At 43.8% G+C, this 21,925-nt stretch carries 26 protein-coding genes and 1 tRNA gene; 11 read left to right on the forward strand and 16 right to left on the reverse strand.

The genetic code is table 11. From position 1 onward, the window contains the following. Positions 1 to 19 precede the first annotated feature (19 nt). The 5 genes from rodA to ACT6PV_RS05305 all read right to left on the reverse strand — a co-directional run bounded on the left by rodA (position 20) and on the right by ACT6PV_RS05305 (position 4,587). A complete protein-coding gene (gene rodA, locus ACT6PV_RS05285) occupies positions 20 to 1,162 on the reverse strand; it encodes a rod shape-determining protein RodA (protein ID WP_445115406.1) in 1,143 nt (380 codons plus the stop codon). A gap of 232 nt (positions 1,163 to 1,394) precedes the next feature. After that, positions 1,395 to 2,045, reverse strand: a complete 651-nt coding sequence (locus ACT6PV_RS05290; protein WP_445115407.1) for a hypothetical protein — start codon at positions 2,043 to 2,045, stop codon at positions 1,395 to 1,397. A gap of 24 nt (positions 2,046 to 2,069) precedes the next feature. Further along, positions 2,070 to 2,882 (reverse strand): NADPH-dependent 7-cyano-7-deazaguanine reductase QueF, encoded by an 813-nt coding sequence (gene queF, locus ACT6PV_RS05295; protein ID WP_445115408.1) that lies wholly within the window; start codon positions 2,880 to 2,882, stop codon positions 2,070 to 2,072. Further along, a complete protein-coding gene (locus ACT6PV_RS05300) occupies positions 2,882 to 3,655 on the reverse strand; it encodes an ABC transporter permease (RefSeq protein ID WP_445115409.1) in 774 nt (257 codons plus the stop codon). The genes queF and ACT6PV_RS05300 overlap by 1 nt, the downstream gene beginning before the upstream one ends. Continuing rightward, positions 3,652 to 4,587, reverse strand: a complete 936-nt coding sequence (locus ACT6PV_RS05305; RefSeq protein WP_445115410.1) for an ABC transporter ATP-binding protein — start codon at positions 4,585 to 4,587, stop codon at positions 3,652 to 3,654. Before ACT6PV_RS05305 ends, ACT6PV_RS05300 begins: the two co-directional genes overlap by 4 nt. Positions 4,588 to 4,776: 189 nt before the next feature. On the opposite strand from ACT6PV_RS05305, the gene ACT6PV_RS05310 reads away from it, so the two are divergent. Then, positions 4,777 to 4,852, forward strand: a tRNA-Arg gene (locus ACT6PV_RS05310). A 370-nt stretch (positions 4,853 to 5,222) separates the two neighbouring features. Here ACT6PV_RS05310 and ACT6PV_RS05315 read toward each other — a convergent pair. Then, positions 5,223 to 6,036 (reverse strand): IS5 family transposase gene (locus ACT6PV_RS05315; RefSeq protein ID WP_445114676.1). Its coding sequence is split into 2 segments (ribosomal slippage): positions 5,223 to 5,655 and positions 5,654 to 6,036, totalling 816 coding nucleotides; the frame shifts between segments, so codons are not numbered across the junction. An 82-nt stretch (positions 6,037 to 6,118) separates the two neighbouring features. Between ACT6PV_RS05315 and ACT6PV_RS05320 the strand changes: the two genes are divergently transcribed. The 3 genes from ACT6PV_RS05320 to ACT6PV_RS05330 are packed head-to-tail and all read left to right on the forward strand — an operon-like array spanning position 6,119 to position 7,911. Further along, positions 6,119 to 6,676, forward strand: coding sequence for a PAAR domain-containing protein (locus ACT6PV_RS05320; RefSeq protein WP_445115411.1), 558 nt, complete (start codon positions 6,119 to 6,121; stop codon positions 6,674 to 6,676). A 9-nt stretch (positions 6,677 to 6,685) separates the two neighbouring features. Further along, positions 6,686 to 7,402, forward strand: coding sequence for a hypothetical protein (locus ACT6PV_RS05325; protein ID WP_445115412.1), 717 nt, complete (start codon positions 6,686 to 6,688; stop codon positions 7,400 to 7,402). Between the two features lie 5 nt (positions 7,403 to 7,407). Beyond that, complete coding sequence (locus ACT6PV_RS05330) at positions 7,408 to 7,911, forward strand: hypothetical protein (protein ID WP_445115413.1); 504 nt, start codon at positions 7,408 to 7,410, stop codon at positions 7,909 to 7,911. 348 nt (positions 7,912 to 8,259) lie between these two features. On the opposite strand, the gene ACT6PV_RS05335 is transcribed toward ACT6PV_RS05330, so the two are convergent. Further along, a protein-coding gene (locus ACT6PV_RS05335; RefSeq protein WP_445115334.1) for an IS3 family transposase occupies positions 8,260 to 9,368 on the reverse strand; the annotation gives its coding sequence in 2 pieces (ribosomal slippage) (positions 8,260 to 9,116 and positions 9,116 to 9,368; 1,110 coding nt in all). Positions 9,369 to 9,635: 267 nt separating this feature from the next. Here ACT6PV_RS05335 and ACT6PV_RS05340 point away from each other — a divergent pair. Next, on the forward strand, positions 9,636 to 9,875 hold the full coding sequence (locus ACT6PV_RS05340) for a hypothetical protein (RefSeq protein WP_445115414.1): 240 nt from the start codon (positions 9,636 to 9,638) through the stop codon (positions 9,873 to 9,875). Positions 9,876 to 10,054: 179 nt separating this feature from the next. Then, on the forward strand, positions 10,055 to 10,207 hold the full coding sequence (locus ACT6PV_RS05345; protein ID WP_445115415.1) for a hypothetical protein: 153 nt from the start codon (positions 10,055 to 10,057) through the stop codon (positions 10,205 to 10,207). Between the two features lie 245 nt (positions 10,208 to 10,452). On the opposite strand, the gene ACT6PV_RS05350 is transcribed toward ACT6PV_RS05345, so the two are convergent. The 3 genes from ACT6PV_RS05350 to ACT6PV_RS05360 all read right to left on the reverse strand — a co-directional run bounded on the left by ACT6PV_RS05350 (position 10,453) and on the right by ACT6PV_RS05360 (position 12,279). After that, positions 10,453 to 10,749: a hypothetical protein gene (locus tag ACT6PV_RS05350; RefSeq protein ID WP_445115416.1), complete on the reverse strand. Its 297-nt coding sequence runs from the start codon at positions 10,747 to 10,749 to the stop codon at positions 10,453 to 10,455. Between the two features lie 149 nt (positions 10,750 to 10,898). Continuing rightward, entirely contained in the window at positions 10,899 to 11,489 is a 591-nt protein-coding gene (locus ACT6PV_RS05355; RefSeq protein ID WP_445115417.1) for a hypothetical protein, read from the reverse strand. Positions 11,490 to 11,577: 88 nt separating this feature from the next. After that, positions 11,578 to 12,279 carry a 3'-5' exonuclease gene (locus tag ACT6PV_RS05360; RefSeq protein WP_445115418.1) on the reverse strand — a complete coding sequence of 234 codons (702 nt, stop codon included), beginning with the start codon at positions 12,277 to 12,279 and terminating at the stop codon, positions 11,578 to 11,580. Between the two features lie 278 nt (positions 12,280 to 12,557). Here ACT6PV_RS05360 and ACT6PV_RS05365 point away from each other — a divergent pair, with 278 nt between their 5' ends. The 4 genes from ACT6PV_RS05365 (at position 12,558) to rnk (ending at position 17,496) form a co-directional block, all read left to right on the forward strand. Further along, positions 12,558 to 13,778 carry an alpha/beta fold hydrolase gene (locus ACT6PV_RS05365; RefSeq protein ID WP_445115419.1) on the forward strand — a complete coding sequence of 407 codons (1,221 nt, stop codon included), beginning with the start codon at positions 12,558 to 12,560 and terminating at the stop codon, positions 13,776 to 13,778. 421 nt (positions 13,779 to 14,199) lie between these two features. Further along, complete coding sequence (locus ACT6PV_RS05370) at positions 14,200 to 15,453, forward strand: alpha/beta hydrolase (RefSeq protein WP_445115420.1); 1,254 nt, start codon at positions 14,200 to 14,202, stop codon at positions 15,451 to 15,453. A 214-nt stretch (positions 15,454 to 15,667) separates the two neighbouring features. Beyond that, a complete protein-coding gene (gene glyA / locus ACT6PV_RS05375; RefSeq protein ID WP_445115421.1) occupies positions 15,668 to 16,921 on the forward strand; it encodes a serine hydroxymethyltransferase in 1,254 nt (417 codons plus the stop codon). Between the two features lie 170 nt (positions 16,922 to 17,091). Continuing rightward, positions 17,092 to 17,496, forward strand: coding sequence for a nucleoside diphosphate kinase regulator (rnk, locus tag ACT6PV_RS05380; protein WP_445115422.1), 405 nt, complete (start codon positions 17,092 to 17,094; stop codon positions 17,494 to 17,496). 70 nt (positions 17,497 to 17,566) lie between these two features. Here rnk and ACT6PV_RS05385 read toward each other — a convergent pair whose 3' ends face one another. The 5 genes from ACT6PV_RS05385 to ACT6PV_RS05405 form a co-directional block, all read right to left on the reverse strand. After that, a complete protein-coding gene (locus ACT6PV_RS05385) occupies positions 17,567 to 17,980 on the reverse strand; it encodes a DUF3106 domain-containing protein (protein ID WP_445115423.1) in 414 nt (137 codons plus the stop codon). Then, positions 17,970 to 18,293 (reverse strand): hypothetical protein, encoded by a 324-nt coding sequence (locus tag ACT6PV_RS05390; RefSeq protein WP_445115424.1) that lies wholly within the window; start codon positions 18,291 to 18,293, stop codon positions 17,970 to 17,972. Before ACT6PV_RS05390 ends, ACT6PV_RS05385 begins: the two co-directional genes overlap by 11 nt. Beyond that, positions 18,283 to 18,903, reverse strand: a complete 621-nt coding sequence (locus ACT6PV_RS05395) for an RNA polymerase sigma factor (RefSeq protein WP_445115425.1) — start codon at positions 18,901 to 18,903, stop codon at positions 18,283 to 18,285. Before ACT6PV_RS05395 ends, ACT6PV_RS05390 begins: the two co-directional genes overlap by 11 nt. 158 nt (positions 18,904 to 19,061) lie before the next feature. Then, the gene (locus ACT6PV_RS05400; protein ID WP_445115426.1) at positions 19,062 to 19,838 is read right to left on the reverse strand and encodes a TrmH family RNA methyltransferase; all 777 of its coding nucleotides are present in this window, start codon (positions 19,836 to 19,838) and stop codon (positions 19,062 to 19,064) included. Positions 19,839 to 19,903: 65 nt separating this feature from the next. Continuing rightward, positions 19,904 to 20,899 (reverse strand): class 1 fructose-bisphosphatase, encoded by a 996-nt coding sequence (locus tag ACT6PV_RS05405; RefSeq protein WP_445115427.1) that lies wholly within the window; start codon positions 20,897 to 20,899, stop codon positions 19,904 to 19,906. Between the two features lie 177 nt (positions 20,900 to 21,076). Between ACT6PV_RS05405 and ACT6PV_RS05410 the strand changes: the two genes are divergently transcribed. Further along, the gene (locus tag ACT6PV_RS05410; RefSeq protein ID WP_445115428.1) at positions 21,077 to 21,262 is read left to right on the forward strand and encodes an NF038105 family protein; all 186 of its coding nucleotides are present in this window, start codon (positions 21,077 to 21,079) and stop codon (positions 21,260 to 21,262) included. A 59-nt stretch (positions 21,263 to 21,321) separates the two neighbouring features. On the opposite strand, the gene pal is transcribed toward ACT6PV_RS05410, so the two are convergent. Further along, on the reverse strand, positions 21,322 to 21,885 hold the full coding sequence (pal, locus tag ACT6PV_RS05415) for a peptidoglycan-associated lipoprotein Pal (RefSeq protein ID WP_445115429.1): 564 nt from the start codon (positions 21,883 to 21,885) through the stop codon (positions 21,322 to 21,324). Positions 21,886 to 21,925: the final 40 nt, after the last annotated feature.

Raw genomic sequence — 21,925 nt, forward strand, 5'->3', positions numbered from 1 at the left:
ATTTGTGAATGGTCTGTGCTCAGCGATGTGTATGAATTGACATGACGATACCAAAGGTCGCCATTAAAGTAATAATTGCCGTGCCGCCATAACTCATAAAGGGTAACGGTACCCCGACTACAGGTAAAATACCACTGACCATCCCTGCGTTGACAAAGACATATACAAAAAATGACAAACCGAAAGCTCCGGCAACAAGCCGTCCATAATTATGGAAAGAATTCAGACTGATCTGCAGGATGCGGAAGATCATGGCAAAATAGATCAGAATCAGAATCAGAATACCAATCAGACCGAATTCTTCGGAAAATGCTGCAATAATAAAATCGGTATGGCCTTCAGGCAGAAAATGCAGGTGCGACTGGGTGCCTTCCAGAAACCCTTTGCCAATGAAACCGCCCGATCCAATCGCTGTTTTGGATTGAATAATATTCCATCCGGTACCCAGTGCATCCGCTTCCGGGTTAAGCAGGGTCAGCACCCGTTGCCGCTGATAGTCATGCAGTAAAAACGCCCAGGCAATGGGAATCAACACGCCGGCCGCGGCCACAGCGCCCAGAATCATTTTCCAGGATAGACCACTGAGAAAAAGCACAAAAATACCACTGGCCAGAATCAGCAGGGAAGTGCCCAGGTCCGGTTGTTCGGCAATCAGCACGAATGGAATACCAATGAGCAGCAGGGATGCAAGGACATTCCTGAATCCGGGGGGTAATGGTCCACGGGATAAAAACCAGGCAATCATCAGTGGCATGCCGATTTTCATAAACTCACTCGGCTGGACACTGCCAAAACCCGGAATATCAATCCAGCGCTGGGCTCCCATGCGTATTTCACCAAAAATAATCACGGCAAGCAGACCGAAGACCCCGATAATATAAAAATAAGGTGAAAAGGCCTGATAAACCTTGGGAGGAATTTGAGCGAGGGAAAACATCACCACAAAACCAATACCAAAACTGATGGCCTGTCTGGTGACCAGTGCTGTGTCCTGAGCAGAAGCACTGTAGAGTACGGTCAAACCGAGCAGGGCATTCATGATGAGAAATAGACACAGCCAGGGATCAATATGCAAACGCTGCCACCTGGAAGGCAGCATGGCTGTGCTGAGTCCATCCCGTGGGGCCTGACGAAGAAATTTATACTGAGAACTGGGCGCCATTGATCTTTTGAATATTTAAGGTAAATGCTGTGCAAATGCTAACACAATCCCCGGTGAAGGCAATGCATATCCGTGGATAACTTTATTGGTCCTGCATGGGTTATGGCGGGGTTGTAGTGTTGATGATAAGGCATGATAATCAACAGCCAAACAGTGGATGCAAACCGGCCGATAAAAAAATGCCCTTTATTGAAAAGGACATTGATTATATTCACTGGATCTGACGGACCAATCAGTCAAAAAACAGGGTGTCATGGTATTCGGCTACCACCAGCAATTCATCTTCAGTCAGGTGAGGGATGATTTTATCAATGGCGATATGCACGGCTTTGGTCACTGCTGTTGCACCAAGATCAGCAGCTTTGCGCTTGATCATGCCCAGATCCAGGGTCTGATTGAAATCCCGCATAAAATGCTGAATGGTGGCATCTGCAAACTGTTTGTATTGCCCGGACAGTACAGCCCGATTCAATTCATTGCCTGCTTTAATTGCAGTAAAGCTCTGCTTTATACCGCTGATAAGACTGGCGTCCAGTGGTTCACCTACCCGGTACTGACCCTGCGGGTCTGTAAATAAACTTTTTTCTGAAAACTCAATGGACTGACGCACCACGTTGTTATCGGCTTTGCTCAGCAGCTGTTTCAGCAGTAACGCCACTGTGGATTTGATATAACCGGCAAGTTTTTCTGCGGTATCCCGTTTTTCGCTGGCCGGAAAATGTCGGACCAGTTCAGTTAAAACGGCATCCATGATTTCATCATTAATGAGCAGTGCAGTCTGATCACGTAAGGGATAGAGTGGCTCATTGGAATTTTTTTTCTCAATACCGATCTGAATATTTTTCAGTAAATTTTCAGAAGGTACAAAACCAAAAAAGGGCATGGTCAAAACCTCAATATTTTCGTTTTATTGTCGCGCCAGACGGATCGGCCCCGGCATCCATGTTTCATCGGATACACGACACGGGTTGATATCCAGTCCACCACGGCGTGTATAAGCTGCATATACCATCAGCTTTTCAGGTTTTAAATTCTGCCATAGATCGGCAAAAATCTGTTCCACGCATTGCTCGTGGAAACCATTATGCTGACGATAGGAGATAATATAAGCTAAAATGCTGCGATAACAAGGTCTTTTGCCCCGATATCGGATAAAAATAGTGCCCCAGTCAGGTTGTCCTGTCACCGGGCAGTTGCTGCGCAGCAGATTTGAATAGAGCTGTACTTCCATTGCCTCAGTATTTTCTTCCAGACGCAATAATGATGCATCCGGATGCGTGGCCAGCTGTTCCGGTTGCAGTGCATCCAGACAGATTCCTTCAGGCGGACTGATGGCCAGTTCATCGACCTGAAACAGGCTTAAAGTCACTGCTGCTCCGGCCGCTTGCGACAGATCTTTTTCAACGGTGTCAATAAAGTGCTGTTCCGACTCAAATTCAGTGAAGTTCATACTGTTGAAGTACAGTTTCAGTGATTTGGATTCAATCAGATTGGGTGATGAAGCCGGAAGACTGATCCGGCCAATGGCTACCTGGGGAATGCCATGGGCATTCAGCCATGAAATTTCAAACACATGCCACCAGTCCTGTCCCTGATATATGCCATCAATATGGGCATAATTTTCCCTTGCCTGTGCACGGGCAATCGGGAACAGAATATCCGGTTGATAGCTGACCGGGTAACTGGTGCTTTTGCCCAGTGGGGAAAGTTCTACAGCCATTATTCACGTATTCCTGAGCTGCGGGAAAGTAAATAGTACGCAATCAGATACAGGACACCGCAGCATAGTGTAATGACCAGCAGGGAAAGAGAAACATTGACATCACTGTGGCCTAACATCCCGAAACGAAAAGCATTGACCATATAGACAATCGGGTTGATCAGGGAAAGATTCTGCCAGAATGGGCTTAAGGTATTAATGGCATAAAACACGCCGCCCAGATAAGTCAGTGGTGTCAGTACAAAGGTGGGGATAATGGAAATATCATCAAATGTCTTTGCATATACGCCATTGATAAACCCCCCCAGGGAAAACAATAACGACGTCATGATGATGGTATAGATGGTAATGAAAAAGTTATGTATGCTCAGCTCAGAGAATATCAGACTGACTGCGGTGACAATGACACCGACCAGTACGCCGCGGGCCATCCCGCCAATCACATAACCCCAGATGATCATATGCAGGGGAATCGGACTCATGATCAGTTCCTCAACGCTTTTCTGAAATTTAGCGCTGAAGAAACTGGAGGATACGTTGGCATAGCTGTTGGTAATCACGGCCATCATGATCAGGCCGGGAATAATGAACTGCATATAACTGAAACCGCCCATCTGTCCAATACGGGATCCGACCAGATTACCGAAAATCACAAAATACAGGCTCATGGTAATGGCAGGTGGCAGCAGTGTCTGTGGCCAGATCCGCATAAAGCGGCGAATTTCTTTATGAACAAGTGTAAACAGCGCAATTCTGAGTTGAGTCAGGTTCATTGTGCTGCTCCTTCAAGGTTTTTTTCCACCATTTTCACAAACAGTTCTTCCAGTCGGTTGGATTTATTACGCATACTTCTGACCCGGATGCCCTGTGCTTCCAGCAGCTGAAACAGGTCATTCAGACTATAGGCCTTGTCCATGGTCACTTCCAGGGTAAAAGGGTCAATCAGGTGAAATTTCACCCCGATAATATTCGCCTGTATGGGCAGGGCAGCCTCTTCCAGATCAAAGATAAAGGATTCTTCATGCAGCTGACTCAGGAAGGATTTCATGCTGGTGTCTTCCTTAATAATACCGCGATCAATAATGGCGATCCGACGGCACAGCATTTCAGCTTCTTCCAGGTAGTGTGTGGTCAGAATAATGGAAGTGCCATTTTCATTCATTTCAGTCAGAAAATCCCACATTGAACGGCGTAATTCAATGTCCACGCCGGCAGTCGGTTCATCCAGTATTAACAGACGGGGTTCATGCATCATGGCCCGGGCGATCATCAGGCGCCGTTTCATTCCCCCGGAAAGTTTACCGGCCTGGAGATTACGTTTTTCCCACAGCCCCAGTTTTTCCAGATAATATTCGGCACGCTGTTCGGCCAGTTTCCTGGGAATGCCATAATAACCAGCCTGGGTCACCAGGATATCCATGGTCTTTTCAAAGTGACCAAAATTAAATTCCTGAGGTACAACGCCCAGGCGCTGTTTGGCATGTGATGGTTGCGTATCCAGGTCATTGCCAAAAATCTGGACGATACCTGATGTTTTACGGATTAATGAGCTGATGATACTGATTGTGGTTGATTTTCCTGCACCATTTGGTCCAAGTAAGGCATAAAATTCGCCTTCTGGAACGGTCAGGTCAATTTCGTTGAGTGCCTGGAAACCATTCCGATAGGTTTTGGACAAATTTCTCAGTATCAATGCATCAGTCATGAAATATTTACTCGGGAGAATGTGGGTGTATTGTGCGGTATCCTGGCAGTGAAACCAAGTATCAGGCAGTGAATTATGTGTTGCGTATCTGCAACGTTGTATAAAGCATAAGCAGTTAAAAGCATGAAACAGTGGATAGGTGCTTTACCTTATGCTTTTTTTTGTTATGATGTGCGCAGTCTGAAAATAGCGCTCATAGCTCAACTGGATAGAGTACAGGTCTCCGAAGCCTGTGGCGTGGGTTCGAGTCCCGCTGAGCGCACCATCTTCCTGTTTCAATTGGTCTCAAAAGAGCCTTTATATTTTAGAAGCATCTGGACATTCTTCTCGTAGCAGTTTGTTTCTGTGTATACCCTCATAATAAAGGTAGATATGGGGGGGGATGTTGCAAAATCTAATAAAAATGTACCGTAAAAATGCCTCAAACCATTATAAAACTTACTGATAGCAAATCAGATTTGCTATCTCAGCACATGGAAAATCACCTGATAGTGAAGAAAAAGCGGGTGTTTGGAAATAAAAAATAATGATCGGTTACACCGGGGCATTTGCATTTTTTAATTGATTAACTATATTATTCATTATCTGCAAAGTAAGTTTTTATAAATAATTTAATATTAGACTTCTTGCGTAAGTCATATTTTAATCATCCAGTTGATAAGCCCTGCAATTAAATTCATTCTTAAGCCAAATCTTCTCCGCCTGTTTCTATATCGTTCACTAAGAATACGAAATACTTTTATTCTTCTATTTAAATGTTCAATTGGAATTCGGCGGCGGCTTATTTCCTTATTGATCAGTTTCGCCTCTGGAGAGAGCTCCTTTTTCTTTAACTTTTTTATTGGAATTAGTAACTTACTGCTTATCTCTTTAAAACCCTTATAAGCCAGATCACCTATAACAAACGCAAAATTCGCTAATTCCTTTGCATGTTTACGGGCTATTGTAAGGTCATGGGTTGTTCCTGGATCGATCTGGATACTGATAATTTGATTCAATTTCGTACTAAAAATAACCTGTGTCTTAAGCGTATGTTTCTTCTTTTTCCCACTATAGTACATTTTCTGTTTTTTTAGGGCGTTCTATTTGTGATTCGGTGACATCAATCAGCACAAAGTCATCATTTTCAATCTCCTGATTTCTCTTCGGTAAAACAAAATGGCGGGATTGAACAAGTGCATTCTCTATTTTCTGAATCGTTCGATTCACATTACTTTCAGCTAAGCCATAATCAGCAGATAATTCAATCTGAGTTCGATATGAGCGTAAGTAATTCAAAGTTAATAGTAATTGATCTTGCAGAGTCAGGGAATGAGGGCGACCGGATTTCTTCTTCGCACGTTCTGCCTCTTCCAAAATGCTCAACATTTTAGAAAATAAAGGGCGCGGAACTCCAACCAGACGTTTAAATTCCAGATCATCAAATCGCGTTAAATTTTCATATTTCATTCTCAAATTATAAACCCATTTTATACTTTCGCAAGAAGTCTATTTTCAATAAGATTAATCTGATATATAAAGGAATAGAAACATGGTGAAAGGTTTTGCAATTCATAATTCCATGACTACTCACGGTGGAATTATTCAGGCAACACAGCAACGCGCATCTCAAATGGGGAATTTATTTCTACGTGCAGGAGATGGTCACTACTGTCCTCAGTGTAAGTGCTGGTCAACAATACAGCCAAGTCATAATCATATTATTATGTATGGTCAACCCGTAGCTTATGTTAATGATTTACTCAGTTGTGGTGCGAGAATTTTACCTCAACAATCTCATGTGGTTGGAGATAGTCAAGGTTCTAATTATTCTTCAACATCAGCGACACCTATGACATCTTTACAAAACTCCCTTGTGGAAACTTCATCTGAAGAAATCCATAAAATTCAGTTCAAAATTGTAGATGAGGATACAGAGGAAGGTATCTCTGAAATGCTATATGAGATTTATAGTAAAGATACTGGTAGCTTGCTGGTAAGAGGATATACAGATAAACAGGGGATGACTGCTCTTTATGAAAGCGAATATTCTCCAGAATCAGTCCAGTTAATCACTGTAGATTTATCAAAACCATTAGAAGAGCTTTAAGGGATATATATGGGAAGCAGTAATAGAGTTAGTAGCAATGAAGGTCGATTAATTTTCCATTCAAACTATGATAAAACAGCTATAAGTTCCGAAGCCTTAAGTCGAATAAATCTAAAAGAAACTACTAATTTATGCCGGGCAGATGATGGGTATTTGACAGCATGTAGTGGTTGGAAAAATCTAATAAAAGTAAAAAAAATAGTACCCTATACTTTTTGTATTCCACAACATCTTTGGGATCATATAAAAAGAAAACAGCCGTTTGAATATGATATGGCTTTACGATTTGGTCTGGAATTTGATTTAAGGGAAATTGATAAAGATAATCCGGGGTTTATTTATACACAATACTTTCATACATTGATGTATCTGCGGTTTTCTGCTTATCTATATAGAATTTCTAGAGATAAAGCACTTATTGCAGCTACAGAACTTTTAAAAGATAGTTTTGATATCCGAGTCGCAGCACAGTATAAAAATTTAGAAGATATTATAAAGCTAACTCCCGCAGGATATGGTATTTTTGATAACGCAAGATACACCGCATTAGCTATGAATAATAGAAACAATAGAGGTGCATTGATGATTGGACATAGACTCTATCAAATGATCTTCAATAAAAAATGGAATAGACAAGCCTATGAGCTATGTCGAACAGAATATGGTTATCAAGTTCCAATCTCTGAAGAAAATGAAATCCTTGATATAAAGAAAAAGAGTTGGTAGAGTTCATGAATTATTTAGCAATCTTATTGTTTAGTGTGGCTTTAGTAGGCTGTAGTCATGCAGATGATATGGCTCAAAAAGAGCGTGAAAATGAAATTAGTGATGTACTTAAATCCAGGACTATTGCTATTGCAGATGATATAAGCCAATCACGAAGATTATATATAACGGCATATAACACTATTAATAATAAATCAGAAATAAATAATGAATTATTTATCTATACTGTTCGCAAGGTGGATTCATTAATAGGGAATTATGAAGTGAATCATGATAGTTTTAAGAATGATATTAACGTCAATAAGTATATGTCATTAGAAACAATAGACGGTCTATGTATTATGAATAAGTTCATTCAGAAGTATTCAACACTTATAGATTTAAAAAAAACGCCTCAAAGTATTCAAGAAGATACAAAGAAATCTTTAGAGTTTCAACATCTCTACATTAAGAGACTTAATGAAGATAAAGATTATTTAGATCAACTAAAATGTTTAACATTAAAGTAGGTGTGCAATCATCACCTCCCCAACTTATGCTCTGATCTTTATTAAGTCAGGGCATTTCCATTCCCTTTTTCCGTTCTTTAATTTGGATGATATTTGCTTTGGTAATTCCCCCCTAAACTCTGCAGCCAGACGTGTCCAATGAAAAAATATGTTCTTTCATTATTGATCTGTTTTGCAGTTAGTCCTTTAACTGCATTTAGCACGTCAACACAGGAAAAAAAATTATCTAATGACGTTCATGTTCAGAAAATACAAATTTCTGAACATGATATGGACATTATAGAGGCTTATAATCAAATGTTAATGGATCTAAAAGGATCTGATGACAAGGAAATGTCCACTTCCCATTTATTGAGACACTTCTAAACTGGAGTTTTCCAGTTTCACCCTGTACACCGCAGGGGGTAAATTGCCTAAACTTTCATGTGGTCTTTGCTCGTTATAATCCAAACGCCATAACCACGCCATTTCTCTGACCTGAGTCAAATTCTCAAACAAATACGCATTGAGAAACTCTCGCCTAAACGAACCATTAAATCGCTCAATAAAAGCATTCTGCTGTGGCTTCCCAGGTTGTATATGCACCACTTCAATGCCTTGATCTTTACACCAGTCCAGCAATCGCGCAGATATTAGTTCGGGACCATTATCAACACGAAGCTGCTTCGGCAAGCTACGTTGTTGAGCCAGTCGATCCAATACTCTGACAACACGCTCAGCCGGTAACGATGTGTCTACTTCTATATCCAGACATTCGCGAGTCCCCTCATCAACTATATTCAAGGTACGGAATCGTTTACCGCAATACAGACTGTCACTCATAAAATCCAGCGCCCATTGATGGTTGGCTTGTGCAACCACTTGCAGTGGTCGTGCAATACGCTGGGGCAACGTTCGTTTCTGTCGACGGGGTAAGTTCAATCCCATCTGGCAGTACACTCGATAAACACGTTTATGATTCCAGTCATAGCCCTGCCGACGTATGCGACCAAAACACTTCCAAAAGCCAGACTGGGGAGATTGTTTTAACACCTGATTTAATGCATCAATGACAGCAGCATCCCGTTTGCGCCAGCTCGTACTTTGCCGATAATAGCTGGCTCGACTTAGTCCACTCAGGCGACAGGCCTGTAATACAGTTAACCCAAGTGAAGCCAGAATACGAACGCATTCTCGTTGATCTGCTGTCACCAACCCTTTTTTGAGAACAGTTCCTTCATGGCATGGTTCTCCAGACTGAGTTCCGCAAACATCCTTTTAAGTCTGGCATTTTCTTCTTCCAGCTCACGCATGCGCTTAACGTCAGATGCCTCCATACCGCCGTATTTGCTTTTCCAGACATAATAGGTGGCATTGCCAATACCATGCTTACGGCAGATATCATCCACTTTCATCCCAGCATCTGCTTCTTTCAAAATGCTGATGATTTGGCTCTCGGTAAATCGTGATTTCTTCATGACTGTCTCCTGACCTTATTTAATCAGAAAACTCCAATTATGGATGTCTCAGTTTAAGGGAAGTCGACAGAAACTTTTGAAAAACTGAAAAACTATATTCCTCAGATTAAACGTATAGAAAATGATTCTGAGCGTAATAAAATCTTAATGAATGTTTACCTTTTATTGAACATGTATCAGGAAGCTTATGATTTAAACGAAATACTGTTGAAGCAAGATCCGGAGCAATCAGCCAGGCGGGTTTTCAAATGTCAGATACTATTGCTAATGAATAAAAAAACTTCTGAAGTAGAGGAGTGTTATGAAAATGTTGCGGAACTTTTAGCAAAGGAACTGAAAAAAACACCTGAAAATGATCCTGATTATGTATTGGGGGAATTCGCATATTTATTAATGATGTATAAAGCTGGCCATTCTGAATATAAATCTAAAATGGAGTTATTTATTAAATCTCAGAATAATGAAACTATTAAAGCACAAATGCAGGCAGGATATGATTCGATTTAAAATGGAGTGAGTTAAAACAATTAAGTATACCCTCTGAAAACTGATTACTGCTTATCCTGCATCTGTCTGGTTCATTGCAGTCTATCTCCGTGGCCCCGATGCAATTGATATTCCAACAGTTGCACGGGGTATCAGCATGTGTCTTTCATATCCCGGTAGAAACAGCAAAGCCGGACATTATGGCTACTCCATTCGGGCAGTTCATCGTCATCATGGTGCTGTTGAAGAAGTTGACGCTGGTTCCGCTGAAGCAGCCTGTTGCAGGCGAAGCATCCATTATCCGCCTGAAATACTGTTTTTTCAATCTGGATTTATGGCAGTCAATGTTTTGAAATGCTGGCAGGGATTGTATGCCTGGACAGTCTATCCTATATTTAAATCATCGTAGCCCGTCAGGATGCTACATTGTGGTTGGACGGATCAATGACAGCTTATTGAATTTATCACTCCCTGAGTTTAAATAAGAAATAAGCACTAGCCTTCCAACGTAAAAAGCCCACAGCAATGTGGGCTTTCTTCTGTCTTTTAATCTTTCATTCAGCTTTCGGGAATGGCCTTATGATTTATTTTCCCGGTATCAGGATGTGGCACCAAAATGATTGAGAACTGTCGCCATCAGGTGATATAAAGCCTGTCGGTCATTGTTCGCGTCTTCAATGTCTTTCTTTTCCAGCCGGAAATTATCTGAAACAACAGTGCCATTTCGTAAACGCTCAACCAGTATATGTTGAGTTGAAACCGGGTCATTGCGCAGATTTAATTGGATGGCGGGTTTGATGGCATGCAAACCTGAAATTGAGTTTTCAAAGGTGGAATGGAAGCTGGATAAAATCAGTGCAGTCTTGCTGGTGTGCCTGGTAACAAATTTAGTCATGTCTATTTTCCTTTGATTTATTGGGAAGTTTCTCTCATGAACATAGCGGTTTTCGGGTAAAAATGCCAGGTGGTACTTGTAAGTAAACATCACAGGGTCATGAAAAGGCAGGCCATTTTCAAAGCATGCCTGTTCATGTGTCATCTGGCTTATGAAGGCTGTAACTGATGCAGTGATGAATTAATCTGCTGCATATTCCTGTTGAGCTCAACAGGTGAAATCCGGGTTTCCTGCATGGCTGTCAGCCATTGCATCTGACATAGCTTGAGTGATCTTAAATTCTGCGCGCCCTGAATTTGAATAATCAGTTGTTTTGCCATGAGTCCACAATATTGCTGCAACATGGAGATCATCAGCTGGCGGATTTCGTCAAAACCCAGTCTGGGTAAGGGGGGCAGAGGCGCTTCTGCCTGTGGTGGATGAAAATGCTGCAATTCAGCAGGCGTTATGGTTTCAGTCGGATGGGTATGATTGACGTTCAGGTCGGCTGATGTGATGACCCCGGTTTCAGGCTGAATTGGCGTTGTTTCAGGCCGGGTATTTTCGGGAGTAATCAGCCCCATGTCGCTGAGTTGCTGTAGTAATTCAGGTGGAGCAAGTCTCTGCTTTATGGATGCATTCAGAATCTGAAAATCTTCAGTACCAATTAATACAAGCAGACGACGCTGACGGGCATTTAAATCAAGTGTACGTTGTTTTAAAGTCTGAATGCCCAGTTCAGTTTTTATATAATGACCCATAATCCAATTTATTCCCCAAAATAAATTAGCCATCATTATAATGAGTGATAATTACACTAATATGACTTTTATATTACAAATCAATGGGTTAAATTGTGATATTGATCACATTTTCCAGGGCTTTCTTTAGGTAGGGATCCAGTTCATCCTGGCGTAGTAACCAGCGGATATAGTCGGGTGGCAAGTCGGAAATAGCCGTGCCCCGATGTTTACCAAAACTGATACTGCGGGGGATTCTGGCATCTTCTGAGACTGTAAATAATTCCTCAATATTCTGAATGTTCAACTTATAAATGATATGCATCAGAATATTGGCGGTCAGAATGATGTCTGCATCTGCCCGATGTGCGCCTTTGAGCATTTCCCTGGCTTTCTCACTGCCTTTGCTGATCATATAAATCAGGGCGGAAAGTGTGTGTGCTTCTGCATCCGGCCAGGCCAGGCGGGCCAGTGCCAGGGTACAGATGGCTTTTATCCCGTTTGTATCGACACCGCATTGCTGAATCGCACGAATATCATAATCAATATTATGACCAATAATGTAACGGGTTTCCGGTGGCAGCTCAAAAGTGCCGAAATTGGGCTGATCTGTAATATCCGCTTCCAGAATATGATGAACAGCCATTGCAGCATGCGATATTCTTTCATCACCAATGCTATACAGCTGATCGAACATCCGGCTGCGATCCAGGCTGAGCTTCCCGTTCTGAATTTCAATGGGCGCATAGGCGATTTCGATCGGCAGGCCATTCAGGGTATGTGTTTCGGTATCGAGGATAATGGTTTGCATGATCGGCTTCAGGGCAAATTGGAAGGTAATATTAATGTACCTGCCGGACCGGCAGCTTTCAAATTAAAATCAATCCGGATGAAGAAAACTTCCAATTTTAAATGCATTGACTTTGTCACGAAAGTGAAATGTATTGAATTGTTCATTACATGAGAAAAAAAGGAATAATCCCCTTGCAAAATACCATATTTTTACGTCATGATTCACCCGTTCCCGTTGGTGGAGTCTCAGGATTCTGAAACAGGTGAGAAAAAAATAATCGATTTAAGGATGGACACATGAAAAAGAATCTGCTGACAGCTTTATTGCTCAGTTCCGGATTATTGCTGACGGCCTGTAATGGCAGTGATGATGGTTCTAATGCTGCATCACCTTCTGATAATACAGAGGTCAATCAGATCCAGAATCCTGTAGTGACCACAACGGCCTACACATTGACGGATATGTCGGCGGTGGCCACTGACAGTATTGTCATGACCTATAAAATGCAAGGGGTCAATGGCAATGAAGTTCAGGCAACTGCTCAGGTATTTACACCGAAGACACCGGCTCCTGCGGGCGGATGGCCTATTGTGGTCTGGGCACATGGTGCAAACGGCGTTGCAGATAGCTGTGCGCCAAGTCGGAAAGTCCTGGACACTTCGGTCGAGAAAATGATCAAGAAACTGCTGGCCCAGGGGTATGTTGTGGTTGCCCCTGACTATGAAGGGTTGGGAGAACCAGGAGGCCAGGAATTACATCCTTTCCTGAACTTAAAAAGCGAAGCGTATTCAATTACCGATGCTGTGGTTGCAGCACGGAACTGGCTGGGAAGCAGGGCGTCCGGTAAATGGATGACTGTTGGGGCTTCCCAGGGCGGACATGCTGCATTGGGTGCTGCACAATATGCAGCCCGTGCAAATATGGACTATAAGGGAACCGTTGTGGTTGCTCCTCCATCCTATCTTGAACTGATTATCACCGGCGGTAATGCATCAGTTGCCAGTGCAATCCCGGATCAACAGATCCCGGTTTATGCAGCACTGGATGTGTATACTGCATTTATTGCAGCAGGATTGAAAAGTAACAATCCGACATTCCAATATAATCAGGCATTTAAATCACCGACTGACGATATTGCCAAAAATGCAGAAACAATCTGTCTGGAACCACTGTATCAGCAGTTTGCTGCCGGAATGGCGACTTATGCCGCCAGTAATCAGACACTGAATGGTTACCCACGGACTGTGGATGGCTTTATACAACAGCCGATTATCAGAAAGTTTCTGGAAGAGGATTCACAGCCATTACAGGTACAGATCAAGACTCCGATTGTGATGTATCAGGGGCTGGCAGATACTACAGTACCGGCACAGGTAACCGATGTTCTGTATGCAAGAGCTGGAGTCCTCGGGACCAGGATCAATTATATTAAAAACGCCGAGTGGACTCACGTTACGGCCTTTGAAGATAATATTGATAATATTGTGACCAATGTCAACGATATGTTGTCTAAGTAATGTGCTGATTATCGTGGGGCCGCTTGTTTTGTCGATGCGATCGTCGAAGCTGCACGGCTAAAAACAGGCAGGCGCTGATGTCAAATGGCCTATGTTAATCAACATAGGCCATTTTTTATTGTATTGTGGAAATTTCATTCTATTCGATCATAAACTTTACATAATTTTATACAAATAATGGCAGGATGCGGTTTATCTCTAAAATATTAAAATACATCATGATTTATGAATTTGGTGTGGGGCTGATTGTGTGAACATTTAAGAATTACTTAAAAATATATTGCGCATTGAACAAAATATCCTCTATATTTTGTGAACTACTCGTAATGTTTTTATGTGATGATGAATTCATTCTTAAAGAAGTAGGTTTTCTGAATTTCGTAAAAAACAATGAAATATAACGATTTAAAAGGATCATGACATGAAAAAGACGCTTCTTACGGTTCTATTACTCAGTTCAGGACTGGTGGCTTTTGAAAGTAAAGCCAACCATGATATACAAGCCAGTCATCATGGCAAAACCCATCACCATCATACAATAAGGCCATCGGCTGCTGTTGATGTCAATAACATTAAAAACCCTGTTGTGCGGACAACACCATATACGCTGGATGATATGTCGGACGTGGCGGCTGACAGCGTCATCATGACCTATAAAATGAAGGGTGTTAAAGGTAATGTGGTTCAGGCGACAGCAGAGGTATTTACGCCTAAGACGGCTGCTCCGGCAGGCGGATGGCCAATTGTGGTATGGGCTCACCCGACAACGGGTCTTGCAGATGACTGTGCTCCCAGCCGTAACGTAATGCCGACAGCGATTAAAAGCATGATTACCAAATTGCTGGCCCAGGGTTATGTAGTGGTTGCACCGGATTATGAGGGACTGGGAGAGCCGGGGGGGCAGCAAATGCATCCTTATCTGAACCTGAAAAGTGGTGCCTATTCCATTACTGATGCAGTCGTGGCTACACGCAGCTGGCTGAAAAACAAAACCTCTGAAAAATGGGTGGCTGTCGGTCATTCCCAGGGCGGACAGGCGGCACTTGGGGCCGCCCAGTATGCAACCCGTGCAAATCTGGATTATAAGGGCAGTATCGCCGTTGCTCCTGGATCAAATTTTGAATTCATTATTACCAGTGGTAATGCAGCAGTGGCCAATGGAACGGTGGCAGAAAAGATTGCCTTCTATCGTCAGTGGGATGTATTTACATCCATGATTGTTGCAGGACTGAGAGGTATTTATCCGAAGTATCAGTACAGTCAGGCTTTTAAATCTCCGATGGATGAAATGGCCAGCAGTGCAGAAACTGCCTGTATGTGGCCGATGATCAACCAGTTTGAAGCAGCCATGAATCAGTATGCAGAGACGCATAACCAGACCCTGGATGGTTACCCGCGTACTGTCGACAACTTTATGCAGCAGTCGATTATCAGGAAATTCATGGATAAGGATTCGCAGCCATTACAGGTCCGGGTCAAAACACCAATAACCATTTATCAGGGTGAGGCAGATATCTCCGTGCCTGTACGGGCAACAGACCGGCTGTTTAAACAGGCTGAGGCGCTGGGAACCAAAGTGAACTATATTAAAAACGCCGAGTGGACTCACGTTACAGCCTATGAAGCGAATATTGATAACATTGTCAATGATGTGACAGATATGCTGTCTAAATAATATCTGGATGGTTGTGCAGTAGCAGGGATTCAGGTCAGAGTCAGACGAAAAGGTCTGATGTTGATGGGGGTTCCGAATGGCTTATGTTGCGTGTGACATGGGCCATTTTTATTTGATGCTGAGCAAACTTCACGCTGCTTAATAACAAATTCATGCTACAATATGCGCAATTTTAGCACGGCTTAAAAGCCCTGATTGATAGGACCCATCGCTAATGTTCGCCAATATTTCCATTTCTGAATTTGATCCAGAATTAGCAAAAGCAATTGATGCAGAAGATGAGCGCCAGGAAGCGCACATTGAGTTAATTGCCTCTGAAAACTACTGTTCTCCGGCAGTGATGGAAGCACAGGGATCAAAACTCACGAACAAATATGCGGAAGGCTATCCAGGCAAACGCTATTATGGTGGTTGTGAATATGTTGACATTATTGAACAATTGGCGATTGACCGTGCAAAGCAACTCTTTGGTGCTGACTATGCCAATGTTCAGCCGCATGCCGGTTCTCAGGCCAACTCAGCAGTTTATCTGGCACTTCTGAATCCAGGGGATACCGTGCTGGGGATGAGTCTTGCTCATGGCGGTCATTTGACACACGGGGCCAAAGTCAGCTTTTCAGGTAAAACCTATAATGCAGTGCAGTATGGTTTAAATACGGAAACTGGCGAGATTGATTACGAAGAAGTGGAGCGTCTGGCACTGGAACATAAACCGCGCATGATCGTGGCCGGTTTCTCTGCCTATAGTCAGGTGGTGGACTGGCAGCGTTTCCGTGACATTGCTGACAAAGTGGGTGCTTATTTATTTGTGGACATGGCGCATATTGCAGGTCTGGTGGCAGCCGGGGTCTATCCGAATCCGGTTCAGATTGCAGATGTGACCACGACAACCACACATAAAACCCTGCGTGGCCCGCGTTCAGGTCTGATTCTGGCAAAGGCCAATGAAGAAATTGAGAAAAAACTTCAGTCTGCGGTTTTTCCGGGTAATCAGGGTGGGCCGTTGGTTCATGTGATTGCGGCCAAGGCGATCTGTTTTAAGGAAGCCATGACACCGGAATATAAAGTGTATCAGCAGCAGGTGGTGAAAAATGCTCAGGCGATGGCTGAAGTACTGATTCAGCGTGGCTATGATGTGGTATCCGGCGGGACTGAAAACCATTTATTCCTGTTGTCCTTAATCAAACAGGATATTACCGGTAAAGATGCAGATGCCTGGCTGGGCGCTGCACATATTACCGTTAATAAAAATGCGGTTCCAAATGATCCACGTTCTCCATTTGTTACCTCGGGGATCCGCATTGGTACGCCAGCGGTGACAACACGTGGTTTTGGTGAAGTGGAAGTGCGTGATCTGGCCGGATGGATTGCAGATATTCTTGACAGTAAGGGTGATGCAGCAGTGATCAATGCCGTGAAAGAAAAAGTGGCTGTGGTATGTGCCAGATTTCCGGTTTATGCAAAATAAGCCCTGATCCCTGAAAAGGCCTCCTCAGGGAGGCTTTTTTATGGCGCCTGGAAACAGTGCATAATCACCTGTCTACAGACATTGTGAGCAGCGCACCGTACTTGAAACAAAAATGCCAGACCGGTGATTGATTTGCCGGATTGAATAGATTAAATACAGGACATCAGACGATGACAAAACCGGATATTATTATTTCATCACAGGACTTACAGCGTTTGCAGACCATGCTGGAACATCAGACGCAATTCACGGCGACCATGCAGCATCTTGAAGATGAACTGGCACGGGCTGAAGTGGTTGCTCCACAGGATGTGCCGGCAAATGTGGTGAGCATGAATGCAAAAGTACTGATCAGCCTTGCACCGGCAACTGAGCCGACCGAAGTAAGCCTGGTTTATCCACATGATTTTCATGGTGAGAAAGGGCAGGTGAATGTATTGGCCCCTATTGGCGCTGCGATTCTGGGACTGACGGAAGGCCAGCAGATCGAATGGCCTCAGCCGGATGGTCAGCTGATGAAAGTAAAAATTGAAAAAGTGATTTATCAGCCGGAGCAGGCAGGGGATTATTTATAACAGATGCTGTATTTTTGAGTTATTGCTTCAAGCTGATCAGCCAATGGCCTCCCAATGGGAGGCCCGATTTTTAATGAACTGAAGAGGTTTGCTGTATCTCTAAATATTTTTGCAGATAGTGTTCCCTGATTTCAGTACGCTGCTCAGCGGTGGATGCTTTTTGCATTTTTTTGCGCAATTCATTGCGTTCACTGGTGCTCATTTGTTGCCAGGCTTCACGCATTTTTTGTTTTTCCTGTTCAGGCAGCTGGGTAAACCAATCCATGCGCTGCTGTAGTGCATCACTTTGCTCTTCCGGAATTTCCCTTAAGTTCTGATATCGTTTGATTAACGCGCGCTGTTCATCCTCAGACAAAGCATTCCAGGTTTCACCGGCCTGCTTGTCTGTGTCTTTTGAAAAAATCCAGAAACGTTCAAAACCGGCAAAACTGCTTTGCAGAACACTGAGCGCACAGAATGCCAGCATTAGTTTTCTAGCTGCCATGAGCGGTTTTGTCCTCGCCGAATACCGATAACATTTCCAGATCCTCCACCATTTGCGGTGAAAGTTTGGGGCTGACAATCACTTGCTGAGTAGGCGATTTTTCACTGAGTTCCAATGCATTGGGTAATATCGCAAAACCGGTAATGGCAGCAGCCAGTGCGAAACCTGTCATTTTCCAGGAGCGATAACGTGATACCGATTTATCCTGAATCTGCTCCAGGACATTATTCATGACCATGACTTTATTGCGATGGTGTTTTGCAAGACCATCCAGTCTGGAAATAACCTGTTTTGTAAAATCATCATGATTCATCAGATGACCCTCCCATATAAGGATTTAAATGAGCTAATGTTGTTTTTAAACCCTGAATTGCACGATGGTAATGCGTTTTAACACTGCCTTCACTGCAATTCATAATTTGTGCTGTTGTCTGGGTATCAAAGCCTTCCCAGGCCCTTAACATAAAAGCCTGTTGCTGGCGGGCCGGAAGTTTGTTGATGGCGTCCTGAATTTCTTCAACAGTCAGTTGCTGGTCCAGGAACTGAAGCGGGTTGGGGGTGGAGTCGTCCACCACATCCATGGCTTCATGGTCGTCTGAATCCAGATTTGTTTTTCTGAATAAAGAAAAAGGCGATGCCCGGCGCGCTTCCCGACGGCGCCAGTCCTGTAGTTTATTGTTTAAAATGGTGTAGAACAGCGGATACCATTCTTCGGTACTTTTGTCGGCATAGGCTTTATGCAGCGATATAAAAGCTTCCTGTACCAGATCCATGGCAATACCATTCTGGCCCTGTGTGGCACTTTCCATCATCACCAGTGCACGTCCAGTCACGTCCTGCATAAAATATTTCAGGCGTTGTTCAGTCGTACCCACCTGGGTACTGGCTTTCTCAGACTGTGAATGTTTTGGTGCTAAGTCCATAGAGATGGAAAATCCCGTCATAGGGTACCCACCATTATTTTAAAAATCATTAGTTATATAACGTTTTAAAATAATGATAGGTTGACAACTTAAGCAATTATTTTAACAGTGTAAATGATTTTGTGGGGCTTGAGGCTGTATTTACAATAATTTAACGTTTAAAGCCGCTGCCGGACCATTTCAAAAAAACAGACCGTACCTGCGCTCGCCACATTCAGCGACTCCTGTCCGCCGGGCTGTGGAATGCTGACTGCTTTGGCATGCGTCAGTGCATAATCAGATACGCCCTGACCTTCATTGCCCAGAATCCATACACAGGGCTGGCTTAAGTCTTTATTGTAAAGACTGTCCGAATGATGTGAACTGGTGACATAAACCGGGATGCTGAATTGTTCCAGCAATTGTTCCAGCGTAATGTTTTCATAGGTCTGCAATGAAAAATGAGCGCCCATGCCCGCCCGTAGTACCCGGGGTGACCAGAGCGATGCAGAACCTGTGGTGCAGACCACCTGTCGGATTCCTGCCGCGGCAGCAGAGCGCAGCAGGGTGCCGACATTGCCCGGGTCCTGAACATTTTCCAGGATGAGGGTATCCGCTTCGAAATTCAGCGACTGACTGGAACTGGGTAAATCTACAATAGCCAGGCAGGCAAGGGTGGTGCCCAATGTGCTTAAATCTTTATAGAGTGATTCACTCAGAACAAAGATGGTTCCCTGGTAGTAGGCCGTAATGGCATCAAAATCGGTGTGTTCAAGTGCATGTTCTGTGGTGAATATGGAATTGATTTTCCGGTTTTGCTCCAGCCATGACAGGCACAGATGGGTGCCTTCCAGTACCGTCTGGCCCTGTTTTTTACGATAAGTGTTTTGTTCAATCAAACCACGTAAGTGTTTAATTTTCGGGTTGTCTCTGGATTCCAGGAAAATCGTGGGCATGGGCAGCTGATCCACGGGCGTCCGTGTGTGAACAGACGCCCGGTTTTGAGTAATGGAGGTTTGCGTTACTGATGTGATTGATGATAGCTGGTGACACGTTCAACTTCGCTGCTGGAACCGATCACCACAGGAACACGCTGATGCAGTTCGGTCGGCTGAATGTCCAGAATCCGGACACGGCCTGTTGTTGCGGCACCACCTGCCTGCTCCATCAGCATACTCATGGGATTGGCTTCATACATCAGGCGCAACCGACCTGCTTTTTGTGGATCCTTTGTATCGTATGGATACAGGAAAATACCACTGCGGCACAGAATACGATGAATGTCACCCACCATACAGGCCACCCAGCGCATGTTGAAATCTTTTTCACGGACGGAGGTTTTTCCGGCCTGAAGCTCGGCAATATAGCGTTTCACCGGCTCTTCCCAGTGACGCTGATTGGACGCATTAATTGCATATTCCTTTGTCTCGGCTGCAACCTGAACATTTTCAGAAGTCAGCAGAAACTGCTGGCTTTCAGGGTCCAGGGTAAAGAACACCACGCCGGTACCGATGGTCAGCGCCATCATGGTGGATGGACCATACAGCACATAGCCGGCTGCAACCTGTTGTGTGCCTGGCTGCATGAAATCACTGGCCTGAGTCCGTGCATTTTTTGCAGGAAGAATGGAGAAAATGGTGCCGACACACATATTGATATCGATATTGCTTGAACCATCCAATGGGTCAAATAACACCAGGTACTGACCATTTTCCTGTGCAGGCGTGAAATCATCGAGTTCCTCAGACGCCAATCCACCGACATTCTGATGGGTTTTTAATGCATCGATCAGATAATCGTTTGAAATGACATCGAGTTTTTTTTGTGTTTCGCCCTGGACATTTTCATGTTCAGCACTGCCCAGCACACCGGCCAGTGCACCCTTTTGCAATGCCTGATCAATGGTTTTACAGGTGGTGGCAATGGTCTGAATGACATCCGCCAGTTCAGCTGTCAGATTTCCCTGTCCTGGTTCTGATTGCTGTTCCAGGTATTGGGATAAGGTGCGATAAGACATAATCAGGGCTGCTCCGCGCTGGCAATAAGGCTGATAAATTCAATAGTTCTGTTATTTTAGATGAGTTCAGGACAAAATAAAAATGATCCTGTGTTATTTGTTGCGATTTTTCCCTTGCAAGTGTTGGGGAAAGTGCTATGTTTAATTTGCAGAAGCATGGATAGAGGGAGTACTCACATGACGACTCAGAAGTTTGAAGCGACTCCGACCGAAAGTGAAGGTATTGATCTGGATGAAATCAGTGCTGAACATATGAAGGATGCATGGAAGGATTATGAGGTTAAACCTGAATATAAGAAATTCAATAAACATGATCTGATTGAATCCCTGCAGAATTCTGCTCAGGCAGAGTCAGACGCCTAATTTAATTGATTTCGTAAAAAAGCGCTCATTTCAATGAGCGCTTTTTTATGTCGGATCGATTATTTCAGCAGGGGAGGAACAGCTTCATAGTTGAGTTCCACACGACGGTTTTCTTTCCATGCGGCGTCATTGTGACCCGGATTAATTGGCATTTCCTTACCATAGCTGACAGCTTCCAGCTGGCTGGCATTGACACCGTTGGTGATTAAATAGCTCTGTACGGCCTTGGCACGGCGCTCACCCAATGCCATGTTGTATTCACGGGTGCCACGTTCATCTGTATGACCGGTCAGGGCAATTTTAGAGTTGGCATTGGCAATCAGAAACTGGGCATGCGCCTGAAGGGTCTGGTAGTCTTCAGTGGACAGGTCACTGCTGTCATAGTCAAAGTGTACGGCACGTTTTGCCAGGAATGCCTTATTGGCGTCTGTCACGCCTTTTGCAGAAGCACCCGTCAGATTCTGTGCATTCAGAGCGGCATCTTCACTTAAGCCATCGGTACTGACCGCACCATTTGGATTGGTGCCCGCAGTCACTTCAGCAGCAGGTTTGCGACTGGCACAACCGGTCATCACCAGGCTGGCTGCAAGAAGGGGTAACGCTAAATATTTAAGAGTATTCATACTCATCTCCATGAAGGTAGTCTTTAAAAAGTATAGAGGT

The organism is Acinetobacter sp. WZC-1 (genome assembly GCF_052544965.1).